This window comes from Bradyrhizobium jicamae (genome assembly GCF_018130215.1).
Taxonomy (GTDB): Bacteria; Pseudomonadota; Alphaproteobacteria; order Rhizobiales; family Xanthobacteraceae; genus Bradyrhizobium; species Bradyrhizobium jicamae_A.
In genome coordinates this window covers 43,708-62,412 of sequence record NZ_JAFCKQ010000037.1, presented here as the reverse complement: position 1 = coordinate 62,412, position 18,705 = coordinate 43,708, and the positions used below count along the sequence as shown (strand labels likewise).

At 65.3% G+C, this 18,705-nt stretch carries 15 protein-coding genes; 5 read left to right on the top strand and 10 right to left on the bottom strand.

Annotated elements, in window-relative coordinates; all coding sequences use genetic code 11:
* The first annotated feature begins 15 nt into the window (after positions 1-15).
* Positions 16-705: an NAD-dependent epimerase/dehydratase family protein gene (locus JQ586_RS29660; protein ID WP_212398175.1), complete on the top strand. Its 690-nt coding sequence runs from the start codon at positions 16-18 to the stop codon at positions 703-705.
* 118 nt (positions 706-823) lie between these two features.
* On the opposite strand, the gene JQ586_RS29655 is transcribed toward JQ586_RS29660, so the two are convergent.
* Positions 824-4,600: a vitamin B12-dependent ribonucleotide reductase gene (locus tag JQ586_RS29655; RefSeq protein ID WP_212398174.1), complete on the bottom strand. Its 3,777-nt coding sequence runs from the start codon at positions 4,598-4,600 to the stop codon at positions 824-826.
* A gap of 809 nt (positions 4,601-5,409) precedes the next feature.
* Between JQ586_RS29655 and JQ586_RS29650 the strand changes: the two genes are divergently transcribed.
* The gene (locus JQ586_RS29650; RefSeq protein WP_212398173.1) at positions 5,410-6,303 is read left to right on the top strand and encodes a DMT family transporter; all 894 of its coding nucleotides are present in this window, start codon (positions 5,410-5,412) and stop codon (positions 6,301-6,303) included.
* Positions 6,304-6,342: 39 nt separating this feature from the next.
* Here the strand turns inward: JQ586_RS29650 and JQ586_RS29645 are convergent, their stop codons facing one another.
* The 3 genes from JQ586_RS29645 to JQ586_RS29635 form a co-directional block, all read right to left on the bottom strand.
* Positions 6,343-8,589, bottom strand: a complete 2,247-nt coding sequence (locus JQ586_RS29645; RefSeq protein ID WP_212398172.1) for a CHASE3 domain-containing protein — start codon at positions 8,587-8,589, stop codon at positions 6,343-6,345.
* 34 nt (positions 8,590-8,623) lie between these two features.
* Positions 8,624-9,028: a response regulator gene (locus tag JQ586_RS29640; protein WP_212398171.1), complete on the bottom strand. Its 405-nt coding sequence runs from the start codon at positions 9,026-9,028 to the stop codon at positions 8,624-8,626.
* A gap of 467 nt (positions 9,029-9,495) precedes the next feature.
* Positions 9,496-10,044: a BA14K family protein gene (locus JQ586_RS29635; RefSeq protein WP_212398170.1), complete on the bottom strand. Its 549-nt coding sequence runs from the start codon at positions 10,042-10,044 to the stop codon at positions 9,496-9,498.
* Between the two features lie 266 nt (positions 10,045-10,310).
* Here JQ586_RS29635 and JQ586_RS29630 point away from each other — a divergent pair, with 266 nt between their 5' ends.
* Positions 10,311-10,721: an NADH:ubiquinone oxidoreductase subunit NDUFA12 gene (locus tag JQ586_RS29630; protein WP_212398169.1), complete on the top strand. Its 411-nt coding sequence runs from the start codon at positions 10,311-10,313 to the stop codon at positions 10,719-10,721.
* A 386-nt stretch (positions 10,722-11,107) separates the two neighbouring features.
* Here the strand turns inward: JQ586_RS29630 and JQ586_RS29625 are convergent, their stop codons facing one another.
* Complete coding sequence (locus JQ586_RS29625) at positions 11,108-11,794, bottom strand: DJ-1/PfpI family protein (RefSeq protein WP_212398168.1); 687 nt, start codon at positions 11,792-11,794, stop codon at positions 11,108-11,110.
* A 110-nt stretch (positions 11,795-11,904) separates the two neighbouring features.
* On the opposite strand from JQ586_RS29625, the gene JQ586_RS29620 reads away from it, so the two are divergent.
* Positions 11,905-12,843 (top strand): GlxA family transcriptional regulator, encoded by a 939-nt coding sequence (locus JQ586_RS29620; RefSeq protein ID WP_212398167.1) that lies wholly within the window; start codon positions 11,905-11,907, stop codon positions 12,841-12,843.
* Between the two features lie 123 nt (positions 12,844-12,966).
* Here the strand turns inward: JQ586_RS29620 and JQ586_RS29615 are convergent, their stop codons facing one another.
* The 4 genes from JQ586_RS29615 to JQ586_RS29600 form a co-directional block, all read right to left on the bottom strand.
* Entirely contained in the window at positions 12,967-13,410 is a 444-nt protein-coding gene (locus JQ586_RS29615; protein ID WP_249148320.1) for a hypothetical protein, read from the bottom strand.
* 135 nt (positions 13,411-13,545) lie between these two features.
* Entirely contained in the window at positions 13,546-14,769 is a 1,224-nt protein-coding gene (locus JQ586_RS29610; protein WP_212398166.1) for an SLC13 family permease, read from the bottom strand.
* A 119-nt stretch (positions 14,770-14,888) separates the two neighbouring features.
* A complete protein-coding gene (locus JQ586_RS29605) occupies positions 14,889-15,830 on the bottom strand; it encodes an alpha/beta hydrolase (RefSeq protein WP_212398165.1) in 942 nt (313 codons plus the stop codon).
* A gap of 34 nt (positions 15,831-15,864) precedes the next feature.
* Positions 15,865-16,644, bottom strand: coding sequence for an SDR family NAD(P)-dependent oxidoreductase (locus tag JQ586_RS29600; RefSeq protein ID WP_212398164.1), 780 nt, complete (start codon positions 16,642-16,644; stop codon positions 15,865-15,867).
* Between the two features lie 235 nt (positions 16,645-16,879).
* Here JQ586_RS29600 and JQ586_RS29595 point away from each other — a divergent pair, with 235 nt between their 5' ends.
* Positions 16,880-17,854, top strand: a complete 975-nt coding sequence (locus JQ586_RS29595) for a DUF2155 domain-containing protein (RefSeq protein WP_212398163.1) — start codon at positions 16,880-16,882, stop codon at positions 17,852-17,854.
* A gap of 51 nt (positions 17,855-17,905) precedes the next feature.
* Here the strand turns inward: JQ586_RS29595 and aat are convergent, their stop codons facing one another.
* A complete protein-coding gene (gene aat / locus JQ586_RS29590) occupies positions 17,906-18,586 on the bottom strand; it encodes a leucyl/phenylalanyl-tRNA--protein transferase (protein ID WP_212398191.1) in 681 nt (226 codons plus the stop codon).
* Positions 18,587-18,705: the final 119 nt, after the last annotated feature.

The following is an 18,705-nucleotide window of genomic DNA, read 5'->3' as shown; positions in this document are numbered from 1 at the left end:
GGGAGAACACCTGAGATGGTCTTTCGCGTCCTGATCGTTGGTGGCACGGGGCAGGTCGGATCGGCGGTGGTGCGCGCGCTGATCGCCGAACCGGCCTGCGCAGAAGTCGTGATGATCAATCGCCGTGAGGTTTCTCCGGTCGCTGATCCCCGCGTGCGGCAGGTGATCCTGGATACGGCGGACGCCACCTTTCCGGAGCAGGTGAGCAAGATTGCGCAGGCAATGGTTGCGCACGGAGATGTCGTCTACGGAGCAAGCTGCATTGGCGTCGGCAAAGGCAGCCTGAACTGGAGCGAGGAGGCGCTGAAGGCGCTCGAAATCGGCGTGGTCGGTGGCTTCGCCCGCGGCTGCCGGGCCGGCGGTATCACACGCTTCGCTCTGCTGTCGGCTGCGGGAAGCTCCACGACAAGCAGGATTCGTTACGCACGCATCATGGGGCAGAAAGAAGAGGCGGTGCGTGAAATAGGATTCCAGCGCCTCGCGATTTTCCGCCCGGGGATCATCGCGGGCAACGTTCACACCCCGGGCTATGTGGCCTGGCTCGGCCGCCTGATTCCCGGATCGTTCGGCACGATCGAGCAGGACGATATCGGACGCGCTTTCGTCGCCGAGTTTGCGGAAGGCTCGGCACTGACCGGAACGGTGTATCTCGAGAATGGGGCGATGAGGAAGGCTTCGTTCTCACGGCGCGATCGTCATGCTTGAGCTACGTTGGAGCAAGAAGGGCGGGGCTGAGTTGTTTGGCGCAACAAAAAAGGGCGGCCTCTCAGCCGCCCTCCGTAGATGCTCGGGTCAAGCCCGGGCGTGATGATCGTCGACTAAATCACGAACACCCCGTCGTGCTGCCGCAAGTATCGCACTTCATGCACGTCCCGTTCCGCACCAGCGTGAAGTTGCCGCACTCCGAGCACATCTCGCCTTCGTAGCCCTTGGCTTTCGCTTCGGCCCGACGCTCTGCCTTTGACGGCGCGGCGACGGCTGCGGCGGTGCCGGCCTTGCTCCACTTCATCGCTTCCAACTTCTCGGTCGGCGAGAGGTCGTGGCTGACCTCCTGCTTGAGGGCGACGGCGCCTTCGATGGCGTCGGAGACGCCGCGGGCCGTTGCGCCGTGCGAGGCCAGCGACGTCACGCGGTTGCCGCCTGCCGGAGCCGAGTCGGAGTTCGAGCTCACCGCGGCGGAGCCGCCGCGCATGATGACGAGGTTGTCGGTGCGCGAGCGGGTCAGGCCCTTCGACAGGTACTTGGTCGCCTGCTGGGTCGGGGCCTCGTCCGGCTCCTTGCCTTCCTCGACGCCCTTGCCGAGCGCGTCGAAGCCGCTCTCGTTCGGATCGACATGGGCGAGATCGAAGCGGCTCATGTAGCTGACCGCGAGCTCGCGGAAGACATAGTCGAGGATCGAGGTCGCGTACTTGATCGAGTCGTTGCCCTGCACCGGACCCGCGGGCTCGAAGCGGGTGAAGGTGAAGGCGTCGACATACTCCTCCAGCGGCACGCCGTATTGCAGGCCGAGCGAGACTGCGATCGCGAAGTTGTTGATGAAGGAGCGGAGTGCTGCGCCTTCCTTGTGCATGTCGATGAAGATCTCGCCGAGCCGGCCGTCGTCATATTCGCCGGTGCGCAGATAGACCTTGTGGCCGCCGACAACGGCCTTCTGGGTGTAGCCCTTGCGGCGATCGGGCATCTTCTCGCGCTCGCGCATCACGACGATGCGCTCGACCAGCTTCTCGACGATCTTCTCCGAGACCTGGGCGGCACGCGCGGCCATCGGCTTCTCGTAGAGCGCCTCCACCGCATCGTCCTCGTCCTCGTCGTCGGAGATGAGCTGCGAGTTGAGCGGCTGCGACAGCTTCGAGCCGTCGCGATAGAGCGCGTTGGCCTTCAGCGCGAGCTTCCACGACAGGAGGTAGGCGGACTTGCAGTCCTCCACCGTGGCGTCGTTCGGCATGTTGATGGTCTTGGAGATCGCACCCGAGATGAACGGCTGCGAGGCCGCCATCATCCGGATGTGGCTTTCGACCGACAGATAGCGCTTGCCGATCTTGCCGCAGGGATTGGCGCAGTCGAACACGGGATAGTGTTCGGCCTTCAGGTGCGGCGCGCCTTCCACCGTCATCGCGCCGCAGATGTGCACGTTGGCGGCCTCGATCTCGCGTTTTGTGAACCCGACCGCCGAGAGCAGGTCGAAGCCCGGCGCGGCGATGGCTTCCGCGCCGATGCCGAGCTGGTCGCGGATGAAGTCCTCGCCGAAGGTCCACTTGTTGAAGGCGAACTTGACGTCGAAGGCGGTCGGCAGCGCCTTTTCCACCTTGGCGATGGCTTCATCGGTGAAGCCCTTGGCCTTCAGGGTGGAGGCGTTGATCCCAGGCGCATTCGACAGCGAGCCGTGACCGACGGCGTAGGCCTCGATCTCCGCGATCTCGCTCTCGCGATAGCCGAGCGCGCGAAGCGCCGAGGGCACCGCCTGGTTGATGATCTTGAAGTAGCCGCCGCCGGCGAGCTTCTTGAACTTGACCAGCGCGAAATCAGGCTCGATGCCGGTGGTGTCGCAATCCATCACCAGGCCGATGGTGCCGGTCGGCGCCACCACCGTGGTCTGGGCGTTGCGATAGCCGTTCTGCTCACCGAGCGCGAGCGCGTCGTCCCAGGCATGGATCGCGTGGGTGACGAGATCGGCCTGCGGGCAGGAGGCGTGATCGAGCGGCACCGGGCTGACCGAGAGCGCCTCGTAACCTCCGGCGTTGCCATGGGCGGCGCGGCGGTGGTTGCGGATCACGCGCAGCATGTGCGCGGCGTTCTTCTTGTAGCCGGGGAAGGTGCCGAGTTCGGCCGCCATCTCCGCCGAGGTCTTGTAGGCGATGCCGGTCATGACAGCGGTCAGCACGCCGCACAGCGAGCGGCCTTCCTTGCTGTCATAGGGCAGGCCCATGGTCATCAGCAGGCCGCCGATATTGGCGAAGCCGAGGCCCAGCGTGCGGAACTCGTAGGATAGCTCCGCAATCGCCTTCGACGGGAACTGGGCCATCATGACTGAGATTTCCAGCACGATGGTCCAGAGCCGGCAGAGATGCTCGTAGGACTCGACGTCGAAGCGCTTGGTCGACGTGTTGAAGAACGTCAGCAGGTTGGCGGAGGCGAGGTTGCACGCCGTGTCGTCGAGGAACATGTATTCCGAGCACGGATTGGACGCGCGGATGTCGCCGGACGCCTTGCAGGTGTGCCAGTCGTTCATCGTGGTGTTGAAGTGCAGGCCCGGGTCGGCCGAGGCCCAGGCGGCGTAGCCGATCTTCTCCCAGAGATCGCGGGCCTTCAGCGTCTTCGTCACCTTCTTCGAGGTGCGGGCGTTCAGGTTCCAGTCACCGTCGGTCTCCACCGCGCGGAGGAAGTCGTCCTTCAGCGACACCGAGTTGTTGGAGTTCTGGCCGGAGACGGTCAGGTACGCCTCCGAATCCCAGTCGGTGTCGTAGGTGTCGAACTGGATGTCCTTGTAGCCCTGCCTGGCGAACTGGATCACCCGCTTGATGTAGTTGTCGGGTACGAGGTTGCGGCGCGCGAGCTTGATCTCGCGACGGAGCGCAGGGTTCTTCTCGGGGTCGAAGCAGTCGTCGCCGGAACCTTCGCAGTTCACGCAGGCCTTCATCACGGCCTTGAGGTGCTTCTGGTTGATCTTGGAGCCGGTGACGAGAGCCGCGACCTTCTGCTCCTCCTTCACCTTCCAGTCGATATAGGTCTCGATGTCGGGGTGATCGACGTCGACCACGACCATCTTGGCGGCGCGGCGCGTGGTGCCGCCCGACTTGATCGCGCCGGCCGCGCGGTCGCCGATCTTGAGGAAGCTCATCAGGCCGCTCGAGCGGCCGCCGCCGGAGAGTTTTTCGCCTTCGCCGCGCAGCCGCGAGAAGTTCGAGCCGGTGCCGGAGCCATACTTGAACAGGCGCGCCTCGCGCACCCAGAGGTCCATGATGCCGCCTTCGTTGACGAGGTCGTCACCCACGCCCTGGATGAAGCAGGCGTGCGGCTGCGGATGCTCGTATGCCGACTTCGACTTCGTCAGCTTGCCGGTGAACGGATCGACGTAATAGTGGCCCTGGCCGGGGCCATCGACGCCGTAGGCCCAGTGCAGGCCGGTGTTGAACCATTGCGGCGAGTTCGGCGCGACCATCTGCCTGGCAAGCTGGAAGCGCAGCTCGTCGAAGAAGGCGAGGGCGTCTTCCTCGCTCGAGAAGTAGCCGCCCTTCCAGCCCCAATAGGTCCAGCAGCCGGCGAGGCGATCGAACACCTGCTTGGCGGAGGTCTCGCCGACGATGCGCTCGTTCTCCGGCAGGAGCGCCAGCGCCTCGGTGTCGGGAACCGAGCGCCACAGCCAGGACGGCACGGTCTCTTCCTCGACCTTCTTCAGGCGCGCGGCGACGCCGGCCTTGCGGAAATACTTCTGCGCCAGCACGTCGGAGGCGACCTGCGACCAGAATTCCGGCACCTCGACATTCTCGGCGCGAAACACGACGGAGCCGTCGGGATTGCGGATCTCCGATGTCGTCAATCTGAAATTGATCCCGGTGTAAGGGGATTGTCCGCTGGTGGTGTTGCGTCGTTCGATTCGCATGGTCGAGCCCCGTCTCTTCTGACCGGCCCACATGTTTGCGGTGCCGGAATGTTATCCCATTGCGAACTCCGGCACGCGATTCCCGCCTCCCGTCGTTCGCAGCTCAGCCGGTAGATCCCGGCCTGTTCTCTCAATCCGCCCGGCTCGGCTCAGCACCGGCCCGGCGGCGGCACCCCCCAAGCCAACCCGTTTCGGGGAGACCCGGTTCATGCATTCAACGCCCCAACGCTCACGCGACTTCGCAACGCGCACGCTTCTTGTCGGGCCGGTTTCCGGCCTCTGTTTGTCGAGCCTTTCCGGCCCGTTTGGCGCCCCGGCGATGGTCCAAAATCAGGGCAGACAAGCCCTTCTCCCGCGGCCCCGAGGGCCTGGCGGAGTGGTCATTTTGGAACCCTTTTGGGAGCGACCGGCGGGACCCAAACACACTCGCGCCGAACAGGCTGAAAGCTAGGCCAAGTCCGTGACGCCCGTCAAGGACTAGTACGAGTTTCTGAATCAAACACTAAATATGGTGGAAAGAGGGGGATAACAGGGGTCGGTGCCGCACCTGTGATCGGGCCAACTATCGGTGAGTCCTCAGGGATTCCCAAGCCAAAAAAAATCGTCCGGGCTGTGGATCGGAGCTTCGCCCCGATGTTCACAGGCGAACTATTTATTCGGAGGTCCGGATTGAATTTTTGGGACTCACGTAGGCCTACGGGCAAACTACGGATCAGGCATGTCAGGGGCGTGATGGTCGGGCGACGAATTCGCGGGCAAGGTGGTCAGCGATTCCAGATCCCAAGCGCCACTTCGCCCTGCCGGGTTCCATGACAGATTCGAAAGCCCCTCGACGGGCGCGCCTTGCGCCCGCCGGCCTGATGTTCCTCGCCATCACCTCGGTGGGCTGGGGATTCAACTGGCCGGTGACCAAATTCCTGCTCGGCGAGCTGCCGCCGCTGACGCTCCGCGGAACCACCGGGGTGATCGGCGCGGTGCTGCTGGCCGTGCTGGCGCTGATCAGGTCGCAGTCGCTGGCCGTCGAGGCGCGGCTGTGGCCGCGGCTCGTGCTCTATGCCCTGCTCAACGTCACCGGCTGGATGGTGCTGATGGGGCTCGCGCTGCTCTGGCTGCCGGCGAGCGAGGCGGCGCTGATCGCCTACACGATGCCGGTCTGGGCCTCGCTCCTGGCCTGGCCGGTGCTCGGCGAGCGGCCGACGCTGTTGCGGACCATCGCGCTGGTGATGGCCTTCGCCGGGCTTGCCGCGATCATGGGCGGCAACGGCATCTCCGCGAGCGAGGAGAAGCTCCCGGGCATCATCATGGCACTCGGCGGCGCCATGGGCTTTGCGCTCGGCACGGTGCTGGCGAAGAAATTTCCGATCCTGATGCCGCCGATCCCGGCTGCGGCGTGGCAGATCGGGCTCGGCTGCCTGCCGGTCGCGATCGCGGGCTTTGCGATCGAGACCACGCATCTCGACCGCGTCACCACCATCGGCTGGTGGCTGCTGGTCTATTCGACCGTGATCCAGTTCTGCGTCGCCTATGTCAGCTGGTTCGCCGCGCTCGCCCGCCTGCCGGCCTCGGTGGCGGCGATCGGCACCATGGCGGTGCCCGTGATCGGCGTGGTCGCCTCGGCGATGGCGCTGCACGAGCCGCTGGGGCCGGCGCAGATCGTGGCGCTGATCTTCACGCTGTTCGGGGTCGTGCTGGCGACGCGGTGAATCGGCCGCCGATGTTTACCGCGGCATTGCGACAGGGACTCAGCCGGGCCCGGAGCCCAGCGCCTGCTGGATCATCTTGGCGAGCAGCGCCTTGCGATAGGGTTTGGCGAGCAGCAGCACGCCCTCGTCGAGGCGGCCGTGATGCACGATCGCATTCTCGGTATAGCCCGAAGTGTAGAGCACCCGGACGCCGGGCCGCCGCTTGGCGACCTCGTCGGCGAGCTGCCGGCCGTTCATGCCGCCGGGCATGATGACGTCGGTGAACAGCAGATCGAATTTCTCGCCCTTGTCGACGATCGCGAGCGCAGCGCGGCTGTCCGGGGCGGCGATGGTCTTGTAGCCGAGGCTCGCGAGCTGCGCGGTGACGTAATTGCGCACCAGCGCGTCGTCCTCCACGACGAGAATGGTCTCGCTGCCGCGCGGCACCGGCGCGGTTGCGGCGGCCTCGGCCACGACCTGGCCGCGGGCCGGCGGCAGATAGAGCTTGATCGTGGTGCCGTGGCCTTGCTCGCTGTAGATCTTGATGTGGCCGCCGGATTGCTTGACGAAGCCGTAGACCATGCTCATGCCGAGGCCCGAGCCCTTGCCGACTTCCTTGGTGGTGAAGAACGGCTCGAACACCTTGTCCTGCACCGCCTGCGACATGCCCGAGCCGGTGTCGCTGACCGCGAGCAGCACGTAGCGGCCGGGAGCGACGCCGGGGTTGGCCGTGGCATAGGCCTCGTCGAGATCGATGTTGCTGGTCTCGAACAGCAGCTTGCCGCCGTCAGGCATCGCGTCGCGGGCGTTGATCGCCATGTTGAGCAGCGAGTTGGCAAGCTGCGACGGATCGATATGGACATTGGCGACATCGGCCGAGAGCGCCGAATTGATCTCGATCTGCTCGCCGAGGGTGGGGCGCAGCAGCTTGGCGATGTCGAGCACGGTGCCGTTGATGTCGACGGTGCGCGGCTCCAGCGGCTGGCGACGCGCGAAGGCGAGCAGATGCTGGATCAGCTCGCGGCACCGCTCGGCGGCGCGGTCGATCAGCTCCGCTGTGCGCGCCAGTTGCGGCTCGTCGCGCAGGCTCTCGACCAGCGTCTCGGTGGTGCCGGTGATGATGGTGAGCATGTTGTTGAAGTCATGCGCGACGCCGCCGGTCAGCTTGCCGATCGCGTCGAGCTTCTGCGATTGCTGCAGCTGGTGCTCGATTTCGCGCGAGGCGGTGATGTCGTGATAGACCAGCGCCGCGCCGGTGATCTGGCCCTCGGCATCGCGCAGCGGACGGCCGGAGACCACGATATGGATCTGGCGGCCGCCGCGCACCGGCCGCGCGATGAACTCCAGGCCGTCATACTCCTCGCCGCGCAAGGCCCGCGCCGACGGCATGTCTTCGAGCGCCATCAGCGTGACCCCGTCGGCGGTGAACACCGTGCTCAGCCCGCGCAGGTTTTGCAATGTCATGCCGGGCTTGTAGCGCAGCATCTTCTCGGCGGCGGGATTGGAGAGCAGCACGGTGCCGGTGCCGTCGATCACCAGCACCGCCTCCGCCATGCTGTGGAAGGTGGTTTCCATCACGGCGGTCGAGCGGCGCGCCTCTTCGAGCGCCGCGGCGAGATCCTTGGTGCGCTCGGCCACCTTGGCCTCGAGCGATACGTTGGTGGCCTGGGTTGCGGTCAGCGAGTCCTGCAGCTCCCGTCGCGACCGCCGGGTCGTCAGCGTCATCACGGTTGCCAGCACCAGGATCAGTGCGACGCCCGCAAGATCGATTGCCAGCAGCAGGCGTCCGTTGTTTTTCGACTGCTCGCTGCGGACCGCGAGCAGCCGTCGCTCCTCGGCGACGATCCGCTCGAGCGCGGAGCCGATCTTGTCCATCACTGTGCGGCTCTCGCTCCCGGAGATCAGCGCCGCGATGCCGGCCGCGTCGCCGGCATTGCGCAACCTGATCAGCTCGGCGCCGAGCGCGACGCCGCGGTCGACCTGGGTTTTCGCGTCGGCAAGCAATCGCGCTTCGTCCGGGTCGCTCTGCACGGCCGCGATCAGGTCGTCGAACGCCGTGGTGAGCGCGGTGCTCTGCTCGCGATACTCATCGGTAAAGGATGCGTCGCCGGTCAGCGCGAAGCCGCGTGCGGCGCTCTCGCTGCCGCGCAGGAGCGGCCGCATGTCGGAGATCTTCTTGAGGATGCCGAGCGTGCGATCGACCGAGTCGACCTCGTTGCGTGCCCTGACGTCGAGCCCGATCGATGCCGCACTGATGGCGAGCAGGATCGCGAGGCCGCTGCCGAGAATGAGACGCTGGGTAGCCATTGAAGCTTGGTACGAAGCCGCTTGGTACGAAGAATTATCTCGAAAGGCGGGCGGACGAGGTGGATTTGGCAAGGCACTCGTTGATGGCGGCGATCAGCGCCTGAGGCGTGAACGGCTTGCGCAGGCATGCGGCCGCGCCGAGCTCGATCGTCATGCGCAGGAAATCCGGTCCGCGGTCGGCATTGGCGAAGGCATAGCCGGACATCGCGATCACGGGGATTTCAGGCGCGCGCTCGTGGAAGACGCGGATGGCCTCGAAGCCGCGCATATGCGGCATGAAGACGTCGACGAGCATCACGTCGAAGCTTGCATTCTCCAGCGCGCGCATGCCCGCTTCGCCGCCGTCGGCGACGGTGACCTCGAAACCCTGGCGCTGCAGACAAACCTCGATGGCGACGCACACCATCGGATCGTCATCGACGACGAGAACGCGCGGCACGTTGCATCCTCTCACAGGGGCTTCGCGTGCCGACGACTCGCTTGGCCCGTTGCTGAATTAAGGCGGAACCGGAACAGATAGTCTGTAAGATAGAGTGCATATGTTGTTCGATGACAAGCATAATCCCGGCTAGTCGTGACACATCACTCGCATTTGTCCACCCGTTCATTGCAGCTCCGAATTACAAATCCCTAACCTGGTTCCGGTCATCGGCTGCCTTTCGATGTTGCCGTTCGAAACTGCATTTCGAAACTGCAATTCGAAACTGCGTTGGAAGGACTCAATTTTCCCGAGCACGAAATTCCACGTGATCGAGCGGCACCTCTGCAGCATGACCGGCGGTCGTGACGATTGCACGTCATCGCCGCGTGGCTGGCGACATTTGCAACAGCTGCGTGCGTTGCCTTGCGCGCATGAAAAAGGGCGGCGTTGCCGCCGCCCTTTGGCAATCACGAATCAGGCCGCGCCTACGGGCAGGGGTGACGCTGGCCGTCATAGCCGAGATAGGTGCCGGAGGCCGGGTCGTAGGACCTGTAGCGCTGAGCGCAGTAGCTTGCATCGCCGCCCGGCGCCACTTCGACTGCGACAGGCGCACTGCTGTCGTCGTAATAGCCGTAGCTGTCGTCATAGTAACCGGGGCCATAGCCATAGCCATAGCCGGGGCCGTAATAGCTGTTGGCCGCGATCGCGCCGCCGACGACTGCACCCGCCACCGCGCCGGGCCAGAAGCCGCCGCCATGGTGGTATCCGCCACCATGCCAGCCCCCGCCGCCACCGTTCCAGCCAACGCGGGGACCACCCGCAACAGCTCCGCCAGCGGGCACGCCGCCGACGTGAATTCCGCCGCTCGGTCCGACTGCGCCACGGAAGCCGCCGCCACCGGCGGGCCTTGCGACCGCAGCACCGCCCCCATGGCCGCCCCTCTGCAGGCCCTGGGCGAAGCCTTCGGTCGGCAGCACCAGGGGCAGCGCAAGCGCCAGGGCCGCAGCAGTGCTCAAAATCTTCACATTGATCATTTTCAACTCCATGAAACCGGATGATGTCTAACCTTTTCCCAGGTTGGACGTTCCAGTGCCGCACATTGATTGCGCGTCATCCTTGCTTGCCAGACCACGTATGTATGGCGGCTGAACGCGAGATTGTTCCGCCGCGTCATTTGGTCGCCGAAAGGGTATTCCGGGCCGTTTTTGCTCGCCGGCGGGGCTGTTCGGCCGGCGGCTGGACATTTGGGGATTCAGGTGGCATCAGAGCCCCACTGCCTCGAACCGACGACCGGCCGCGCATGAAACAATTCCTGCTGAAATTCTTCACCTGGTGGAATGGCCAGACCTTTGGCACGCAATTGTGGACCTCGCGGTTCGGCGAACTGGTCGGCACCGACGAGCAGGGCAATCGCTACTATCGCACCAAGGGCGGCGAGATCGACCCGACGCTGCATTTCGAGCGCCGCTGGGTGGTCTATAACGGCTACGCCGAGGCCTCGCGCATCCCGGCGGGCTGGCACGGCTGGCTGCACCACACCGTGGATGTGCCCCCGACCGAGCAGACCTATACGGCCCGGGAATGGGAGAAGCCGCATCTGCCGAACATGACCGGCACGCCGAACGCTTACCGTCCGTCCGGCTCGACGCTGGCGAGCGGCCGGCGCCCCAAGGCAACGGGCGACTACCACGCCTGGACCCCCGGCAGTTGATCTTCCGATCCGGCTCCTGAAACGTTTTTGTGCGCGTGCAGCGCACGCGTGTCTGTGAACAACGGTGACAGCGGGGATGGCGCCACGCGCCGAGCGCTTGCGGGCTTGCGGCATTCGCAGGATCGCGGCTCAATGGGGCCATCTTACGGAGATGGGAGACCATCGCGTCGGATCGGGCTCCAGATCGCGACTGTCCCGATGTGCAGCGGCTTCCGAGTAGGATGCGGCCGGGAGATAGGCCCCCGGTTCAGGCATCCTGAAATCGCCCGCTAATGTGAGGCCACCGTGAGACAGGAAAGGCCGCCAGGGAAACCAGGCGGCCTTTTTCTGTTGTGCGGCGACCACTCGGCTTTTCGGGAGAGGGAGCCGGGTATCGGGTCTCGTGGCTAGGAAAGCCGTGCCGCCGCGCGGCCCATTTTTTCGCTGCGGCGCGCCTGCGCGGCTCCGCCACGCTCCTTCATCAGCGCCAGCACGTCGGCCGGCGCGGTGTCGGGCGAGCCCGCATTGAACGGCGGCGCCGGATTGTATTCCAGCCGGAGCTGGATGGCTTCCGCGGTCTTGCGATCGACGAGCTCCGAAACCAGCGTCAGCGCAAAATCGATTCCAGCGGTGACGCCGCCGCCGGTGAAGCGGTTGCGGTCGGCGCAGACGCGCGTCCTGGTCGGGATCGCGCCAAAGCCGGCGAGGAAATCGATCGCGCTCCAATGCGTGGTGGCACGATAGCCCTTCAGGAGACCGGCCGCGCCGAGCACCAGCGATCCCGTGCAGACCGAGGTGACATATTTCGCGCCGGCCGCCTGATTGCGCAGGAAGGCGAGCATCTCCTCGTCGCCGACCATGTCGTCGGTGCCGGCCCCGCCGGGTACGCAGATCACATCGAGCTGCGGGCAGCCGGCAAAGGTCGTGGTCGGCGTCAGCACCATTACCGAATCGCTCGGCACCGGCTCGATGCATTTCCAGATCAGGTGCACGCTTGCGCCGGGGACCGACGAGAACACCTGCAGCGGTCCGGTGAGGTCGAGCTGGGTCACCTTCGGAAAGACGAGCAGTCCAATCTGCAGGGCTTCGGACATCGCAATCCTCCAAATTGTGCGAGACGGCACCATGTTGCCACCTTGGCATTCCGTCCAAAATGGCGTATTTCCCTCAATTCAGGACATACGCCTGCATGTGAGGATCGACGATGATCGGCATCCTGATCTTTCCCGACTTCCAGCTGCTCGACGCCGCCGGCCCGATCGCTGCGTTCGAAATTGCCGCGCGCTTCGCCGGCAATGTGCCGGATATCAAGACGCTCGCGGTAACGGCCGGGCCGGTGCGCAGCTCCTCCGGGGTCGAGATGCTGGCGCGAGGGCTGAAGCCATCGGCGGCGATCACGATGCTGATCATCGCGGGCGGCAACGGCGTGAAGGCTCCGGCGAGCTGCCCGACCACGCTGGCCTTCGTCAGGCGCATGGCAGGCCGCGGTATCCGCGTCGCCAGCGTCTGTTCGGGCGCCTATGTGCTCGCCGAGGCCGGCCTGCTCGACGGTCGCCGCGCCACCACGCATTGGCAGCGCACGCCGGATTTCGTGAAGACCTATCCGAAGGTCAGGCTCGAGCCCGACCAGATCTTCGTCCGCGACGGCAACATCTGGAGTTCGGCGGGGATCAGCGCCGGTATCGACCTGGCGCTGGCGATGATCACGGAAGACTATGGCGATGAAGTTGCGCAGAAGACCGCGCGCCAGCTCGTGCTGTATCACCGGCGCAGCGGCGGACAGTCGCAATTCTCGTCGCTGCTCGAATTGAAGACGCCGAACGGCCGTTTCGGGCCGCTGCTCGCCTGGGCGCGGGAAAATCTCGACGCGCCGCTGACGGTCGAGGATCTCGCCGAGAAGGCTGGCATGAGCTCCCGGCATTTCACGCGCGCCTTCATCGCGGAGACAGGGTCGACGCCGTCGAAGGCAGTCGAACGCCTGCGCATCGAGGTCGCGCGGCAGCGCGTGCAGTCGTCGGGCGAGGCGATCGAGCGGGTTGCCGAGATCACCGGCTTCCGCGATCCCGAGCGGATGCGCCGTGCCTTCATCCGTGCCTTTGGCCAGCCGCCACAATCGCTGCGCCGCGCGGCGAGGGTGGGATAGTTTGTAGGCCCGAGAATTGCGCCCGTCTTTCGACAGGCTGCTCGCTTTCGACAAAAAAGCCCCGCCGAAGCGGGGCAATATGTTGAACGAATTGGTATTCAATCGAACTAAACGGTCCAAAGATCACTCGGTCAATGTGTCTGACGCGATTTTCTTCTTAAGCACTTCGCAGGTATCCCGGACCTCCGAGGTCATCAACGAAACGGCCTCGATCTGCAGGAAGAAACGCTTGCCCTGATCGCGATAACCGGCAGCGAATTCCTTGATTTCCGCGATCATGTCATGGACGCCGGCCACCATCGTCTCGCACTTCTTGGCGGCCAATTGCAATTCTGTTCCAAGGGCCTCGATCTCTTTGACCGCCGCTTCGTATTCGCGCACGACCGCTTCGGCCGACAGCTTGCCGACCTCGTTGACGCCGTTGCGGTGTTCGACATAGTCCGGCATCGGCGAGAGAGGGTGGATGTTGCTGCGTGATCGATACGAACTCACCGTGTTGAGTTCGCCCTCGATCATCTGTTCCAACTCCAACGGGGCGCGGGTGAGGACTTCGACACTAACGCTCATGCGGAACGCTCCATAAGTTGTTACGACGAAACGAGTTTAGCAAAGTCAACGGATTTGTCTCGTTTTTCAACAACTTTTATGCAGTAAAATTGTGCACTGCAGCGTGGCGAGCCCCCCGATATGCCAGACCCGGCCTCAGTGCGGCGCGTCGGGATGCCAGCCGAGCAAGGCGAGCATCACGAAGAATCCGACGACATAGGCCAGGATGATCGGCCAGCCATAGACGATCCATCGCGCCACGGATCTGGTCTCCGGATACAGGTTGGAGACCGCGACACCCGCGGACGATCCGAACCAGATCATTGAGCCGCCGAAGCCGACGGTGTAGGCAAGCAGCCCCCAGTCGTAGCCGCCTTGCTTGAGCGCCAGCGCGGTCAGGGGAATGTTGTCGAACACCGACGAGATGAAGCCGAGGCCGAGCGCGGTCTGCCAGGATGCGGCGGGCAGTTTCTCCACCGGCATCATCGAAGCCGCCGTCACCAGCGCGAGCAGGAACGCTGTTCCCTGACCGGCTTCCGGCATCACCGACCAGTCCGGACGCCGCAACAATGACGTCAGCAGGATGGCGAGCCAGACCGCGGCCCCGAGTACTGGAAAGGTATCGAGCAGTGCGGGGAATTTGAGATTGGCGGTGACGTTGGCGGCCATCGCGGCCAGCAGGATCGCCGCCACGATCACGACGCGCGTCCAGTCGATGCGTGTGCCGGACAGCGCTTTCTTCACGATCGGCGAATAGCGCTGTTGCTGGAGCGAGGCCGGCACCGCCAGCACCAGCATTGCGACGGCAGCCGCAACATAGGCATCCACCACCGTCAGCGGGCTGATGCCGTCGATCCACATCATGGTCGTCGTGGTGTCGCCGACGACGCTGCCCGCGCCGCCGGCGTTGGCGGACGCGACGATCGCAGCGAGATAGCCGATGTGGACCCGGCCGCGGAACACATGACGGGCGACCGTGCCGCCGACCAGCGCCGCCGCGATATTGTCGAGGAAGGCCGACAGCACGAAGACCAGCACGAGCAGCAGCACGCCGCCCGTCCAGTCGTCAGGCAGCAATGCCGGCATGCGATCGGGGATGCGGCTGTCCTCGAAATGGCGCGACAGCAGCGCGAATCCCATCAGCAGCAGGAACAAATTGGCGAGCGTGACCCATTCGTGCCGCATGTGGTGCACGAGGCCGGGCAGGCCAGGGCCGAATGTCGCAAAGCCGGTGAACGCCAGCTTGTAGCCGACAACTGCGGCAAGTCCCGTCAACGCCGCTGCAAGTGTGTGACGATGGAACAGCGCCACACCCAGCAGCGTCAGCCCGAACAGAATGAAATCAAGCGGAATGCCGCAGACGGCGATGGGCGTGAGCAAGGCGATCTCGACGGCTGACGGGGCAGGCCACACGATAGGCGTTGACGCGCACTATCGTGAGGCCGGCAGGAACTTCAAGGCGCACTATCGTCGCAAGTCTGACGCCCGTAGTCGGCAACTCAGCCGAGCGTCTTCAGCCACGCGCTGATTTCTGACACCGCGACATTGGCCTGGTTGAGCAGCTTGCCCATGGTGAAGAAGCCGTGGAATTGGCCGGGGAAATGTCTGTAAGTTACGGGCACGCCGGCCTCCTTGAGGAATTTGGCATATTCGTCGCCCTCGTCGCGCAGCGGATCGGCTCCTGCGGTCAACACATAGGCCGGCGGCAGGCCGGCAAAGTTTTTCGCGCGCGCGGGCGAGGCACGCCAGTCGCTCGAGTCCGCGCCGCCGAGATAGTGGTTGGCGAACCAGCCGATCACCGAATGGGTCAACAGGATGCTGGTCTCGGGCTCGCGGTGCGAGGGATGCTTCCGTGCGAAATCGGTTGCCGGATACACCAGCAATTGACCGGCGAGTTTCGGTCCGCCCTCGCGGGCGGTGAGTGCGACGACGGCCGCGAGATTGCCACCGGCGCTATCGCCGCCGACGACCAGGCGCGATGCGTCGACGCCGAGGTCCCTGGCGTTGGCCGCAACCCACTGTGTCGCCGTGACGGCATCGTCGACCGCGGCGGGGAAATGGTGCTCGGGCGCCAGACGGTAGTCGACCGAGATCACGATCAACTCGCCCTCATGCGCCATCTTCTGGCAGACCACCTCGTGGGTATCGAGGTCGCCGATCACCCAGCCGCCGCCATGGAAGAACACCAGGCAGGGCGCCAGCCCGTTCGTCCTGCGCAGCGTCTTCGGCGTATAGATGCGGGCCGGGATCGTGCCGTGCGGCGCCGGGATCGCGAGCGGCTTGCTGGATTCGAGCTCGGGCGGTTCGGGGTTAGCGACAACGCGGGCGGCGCGATAATATTCGCGCGCTTCCGGTGCGGTCAGCGTTTCATAGGCCGGGCGCCCGGCCTCCTGGAACGCCTTGTAGACGGCGGCGGCATCGGCATCGAGGACAACGGGCATTGCTCAGACCTTCTCTTGCTTGTGATGTGAGACGTCAGGCGGCGGTGCGGCCGCCGTCCACGGTATAGGCGGAGCCGGAGACATAACTCGCCTCGTCGGAAGCGAGGAAGGCGACGATCGAGGCGACCTCGCTGGCGAGGCCGAGCCGGCGTGCCGGGATGCGGTCGACGATCCTGTCGACCGGCGGTGGCGCGTTGCCGCCGCTGCGGCCCTGCAGGATCGTGCTCAGCATCCGGCTGTCGATCATGCCCGGGCAGACGCAATTGACGCGGACGCCTGTGCCCGTGCATTCCCAGGCCGCGCTCTTGGTGAGCCCGATCACGGCGTGCTTGCTTGCGCTGTAGACCGCGATCATCGGCGACCCCATCAGGCCCGCGATCGAGGCGGTGTTGATGATGCTGCCCTTGTTCTGCTTCAGCATGACGGGCAGCACATGCTTCATGCCGAGGAATACGCCGACGACGTTGACGTCGAGCACGCGGCGAAAACTCTCCAGCGAGTACTCCGGGATGGGCTTGATGTCGCCCTCGATGCCGGCGTTGTTGAAGAAGGCGTCGATGGTGCCGAATCGATCCACGGCCGATCGGACGTAGTCCTCGACCTCGTCCTCCTGTGTGACGTCGGCGGCGATTGCGAGGGCCTCCGCCGAGGCGGGCAGGTCCTTGATCGCCGTTTCCAGGTCGGAGGCCCTGCGATCGACTGCGACAATCCGCGCACCGCGCGCGGCCAGCAGGTTGAGGGTGGCGGTTCCGATGACGCCGGCAGCGCCGGTGACGACGGCGACCCGGCCATCGAGCCTGATACGATCGGGCATGTTGCTTGGTTTCCTCTGGCTGGTCCGGTTCAGTGCCGGATTTTCCTCTGTTTTTCGCGCGGGGCGCGCGGGAGCCCCTGAACTATCCCATGTGCTCGAGTGACTGACCAGTGGCCGGGGAGGGCGGGCGAACCGCCCTTTCCCCGCCGTATTCGGCGTGTTAACCGGTGGTCCTGCGGGCGGCCGATAACGGTAAACTGCGACGAGCCCGATTCGCCTGTTGAAGCCGCGCGAGATGTTTCGAACCATTGCCCTGACTGGCTTTGCGGCCCTGATCGCCGCCTCAACCGTCGCGCTTGCACCGCCTGCGCGCGCGCAGATCGGCACGATTTTCTCCGATCCCGCGCCGCGTCCGCCGGGTTCGATCCCGCGCGGTCAGCAGCCGCCTCCCGGTGACGACGACGAGGAAGTGCCGGAATTGCCGCGGGGCCGGCTGTTGCCGCCGCCGACCCGGCCGTTGCCCCCGGCCCAGGCCGTGCCGCCGCCCGGCAGCGTGCAATCACAGCCGCTGGCGCCGCCGCCCGGCGTTCCCCAGGGCACCCAACCTTCCGTTGCCGTGCAACCGCCGCAGCCAGGCGGCGCCAATACGCCGCCCGGCCAGAACGCTGCGCCGGGTCAGCGCCCGCCCGCCAATGCCAAGGGGGCCCCGCAAGCGCCCGCGGCGACGCTGCAGCCCGGCGACGAGGTCGTCCAGGAGCCGCCATCGACCAAGATCACCAACAAGAAGGCGAGCTTCTCCGGCCTCGACAAGATCACCGGGCGCATCATCAATTTCGATGAGGATATCGGCGAGACCGTGCAGTTCGGCGCGCTGCGGGTGAAGACCGATGCCTGCTACACGCGGCCTTCGACCGAAGCCGCCAACACCGATGCCTTCGTCGAGGTCGACGAGATCACGCTGCAGGGTGAGGTGAAGCGGATCTTCTCGGGCTGGATGTACGCCGCAAGCCCTGGCCTGCACGGCGTCGAGCACCCGATCTACGACATCTGGCTCACCGACTGCAAAGGTCCGGACCAGACCATCGTGACTGCCGCGCCCGATCCGCCGAAGCAGCCGACCCCGCCACCGCCCCCGGCCCAGAAACGTCCGCCGGCGCCGAAACAGGCTGCGCCGCGTCCGCCTCCGCAGCCGCAATTCCAGCAGCAACCACCACCTCCACCGCCGCAGCAGCGGCCGGGAGGATTGTTCGGCGGATTGTTCGGGAACTAGGGTTGATCCTGTAGCCGGGTGGAGCGCAGCGAAATCCGGGCTATGCGCACTTCAATTGCGCGCCGCGACGATCGCGAGCGCGTCCTCGCCCTTGACGGGATGCGCCGTGTCGAGCTTGCGGAAATCGGCCGGCTCGCCTGCGATCGCCTTGTCGAGCAGCGCGCGATAGCGGCGGCGCGGAATCTCGATCGCGCCGAAGGTCTTGAGATGATCGGTCACATATTGCGTGTCGAGCAGCTCGAACCCGCCGGCGATCAGCCGCGCCACCAGATGCACCAGCGCGACCTTTGATGCGTCGCGCGCGGTGTGGAACATGCTCTCCCCGAAGAAGGCGCGGCCGAGACTGACGCCATAGAGCCCGCCGACCAGGTCGTCGTCCTGCCACACCTCGACGCTGTGGCAATGGCCGAGCATGTGCAACCCGACATAGAGGTCGCGGATGCGCTTGTTGATCCAGGTGTCGTCGCGGCCGACTTGCGGCGCCGCGCAGCCGGCGATCACGGCCTTGAACGCGGTGTCGACGGTGACCTTGTACGCATCCGAGCGCACAGTGCGCGCCAGCCGCGAGGCGATGCGGAAACCGTCGAGCGGAATCACGCCGCGCAATTCCGGCTCGACCCAGAACAGGGTCGGATCGGCGGCGCTCTCGGCCATCGGGAAGATGCCGCAGGCATAGGCGCGCAGCAGCACCTCGGGTGTGATCTCGGAAGAGGCGGAGTCGCGTGACGTCATGCGGCCGAGACTAGCAAATGCCGCGCGGCGTTGCGATGGCCGCGCGGTGTTGACGGCGACCCCGGGTTCCTCCACAAGGCGCGCCGTCAGGTCGCATGCGCTCGAACCGGGCTGCGACG

Bases quoted from the DNA above. Each gene is read 5' to 3' on its own strand.
- JQ586_RS29630 (WP_212398169.1), top strand. From the start codon at position 10,311: ATGAAACAATTCCTGCTGAAATTCTTCACCTGGTGGAATGGCCAGACC.
- JQ586_RS29650 (WP_212398173.1), top strand. From the start codon at position 5,410: ATGACAGATTCGAAAGCCCCTCGACGGGCGCGCCTTGCGCCCGCCGGC.
- JQ586_RS29620 (WP_212398167.1), top strand. From the start codon at position 11,905: ATGATCGGCATCCTGATCTTTCCCGACTTCCAGCTGCTCGACGCCGCC.
- JQ586_RS29655 (WP_212398174.1), bottom strand. From the start codon at position 4,600: ATGCGAATCGAACGACGCAACACCACCAGCGGACAATCCCCTTACACC.
- aat (WP_212398191.1), bottom strand. From the start codon at position 18,586: ATGACGTCACGCGACTCCGCCTCTTCCGAGATCACACCCGAGGTGCTG.
- JQ586_RS29600 (WP_212398164.1), bottom strand. From the start codon at position 16,644: ATGCCCGATCGTATCAGGCTCGATGGCCGGGTCGCCGTCGTCACCGGC.
- JQ586_RS29595 (WP_212398163.1), top strand. From the start codon at position 16,880: ATGTTTCGAACCATTGCCCTGACTGGCTTTGCGGCCCTGATCGCCGCC.
- JQ586_RS29605 (WP_212398165.1), bottom strand. From the start codon at position 15,830: ATGCCCGTTGTCCTCGATGCCGATGCCGCCGCCGTCTACAAGGCGTTC.
- JQ586_RS29635 (WP_212398170.1), bottom strand. From the start codon at position 10,044: ATGATCAATGTGAAGATTTTGAGCACTGCTGCGGCCCTGGCGCTTGCG.
- JQ586_RS29660 (WP_212398175.1), top strand. From the start codon at position 16: ATGGTCTTTCGCGTCCTGATCGTTGGTGGCACGGGGCAGGTCGGATCG.
- JQ586_RS29615 (WP_249148320.1), bottom strand. From the start codon at position 13,410: ATGAGCGTTAGTGTCGAAGTCCTCACCCGCGCCCCGTTGGAGTTGGAA.
- JQ586_RS29625 (WP_212398168.1), bottom strand. From the start codon at position 11,794: ATGTCCGAAGCCCTGCAGATTGGACTGCTCGTCTTTCCGAAGGTGACC.
- JQ586_RS29645 (WP_212398172.1), bottom strand. From the start codon at position 8,589: ATGGCTACCCAGCGTCTCATTCTCGGCAGCGGCCTCGCGATCCTGCTC.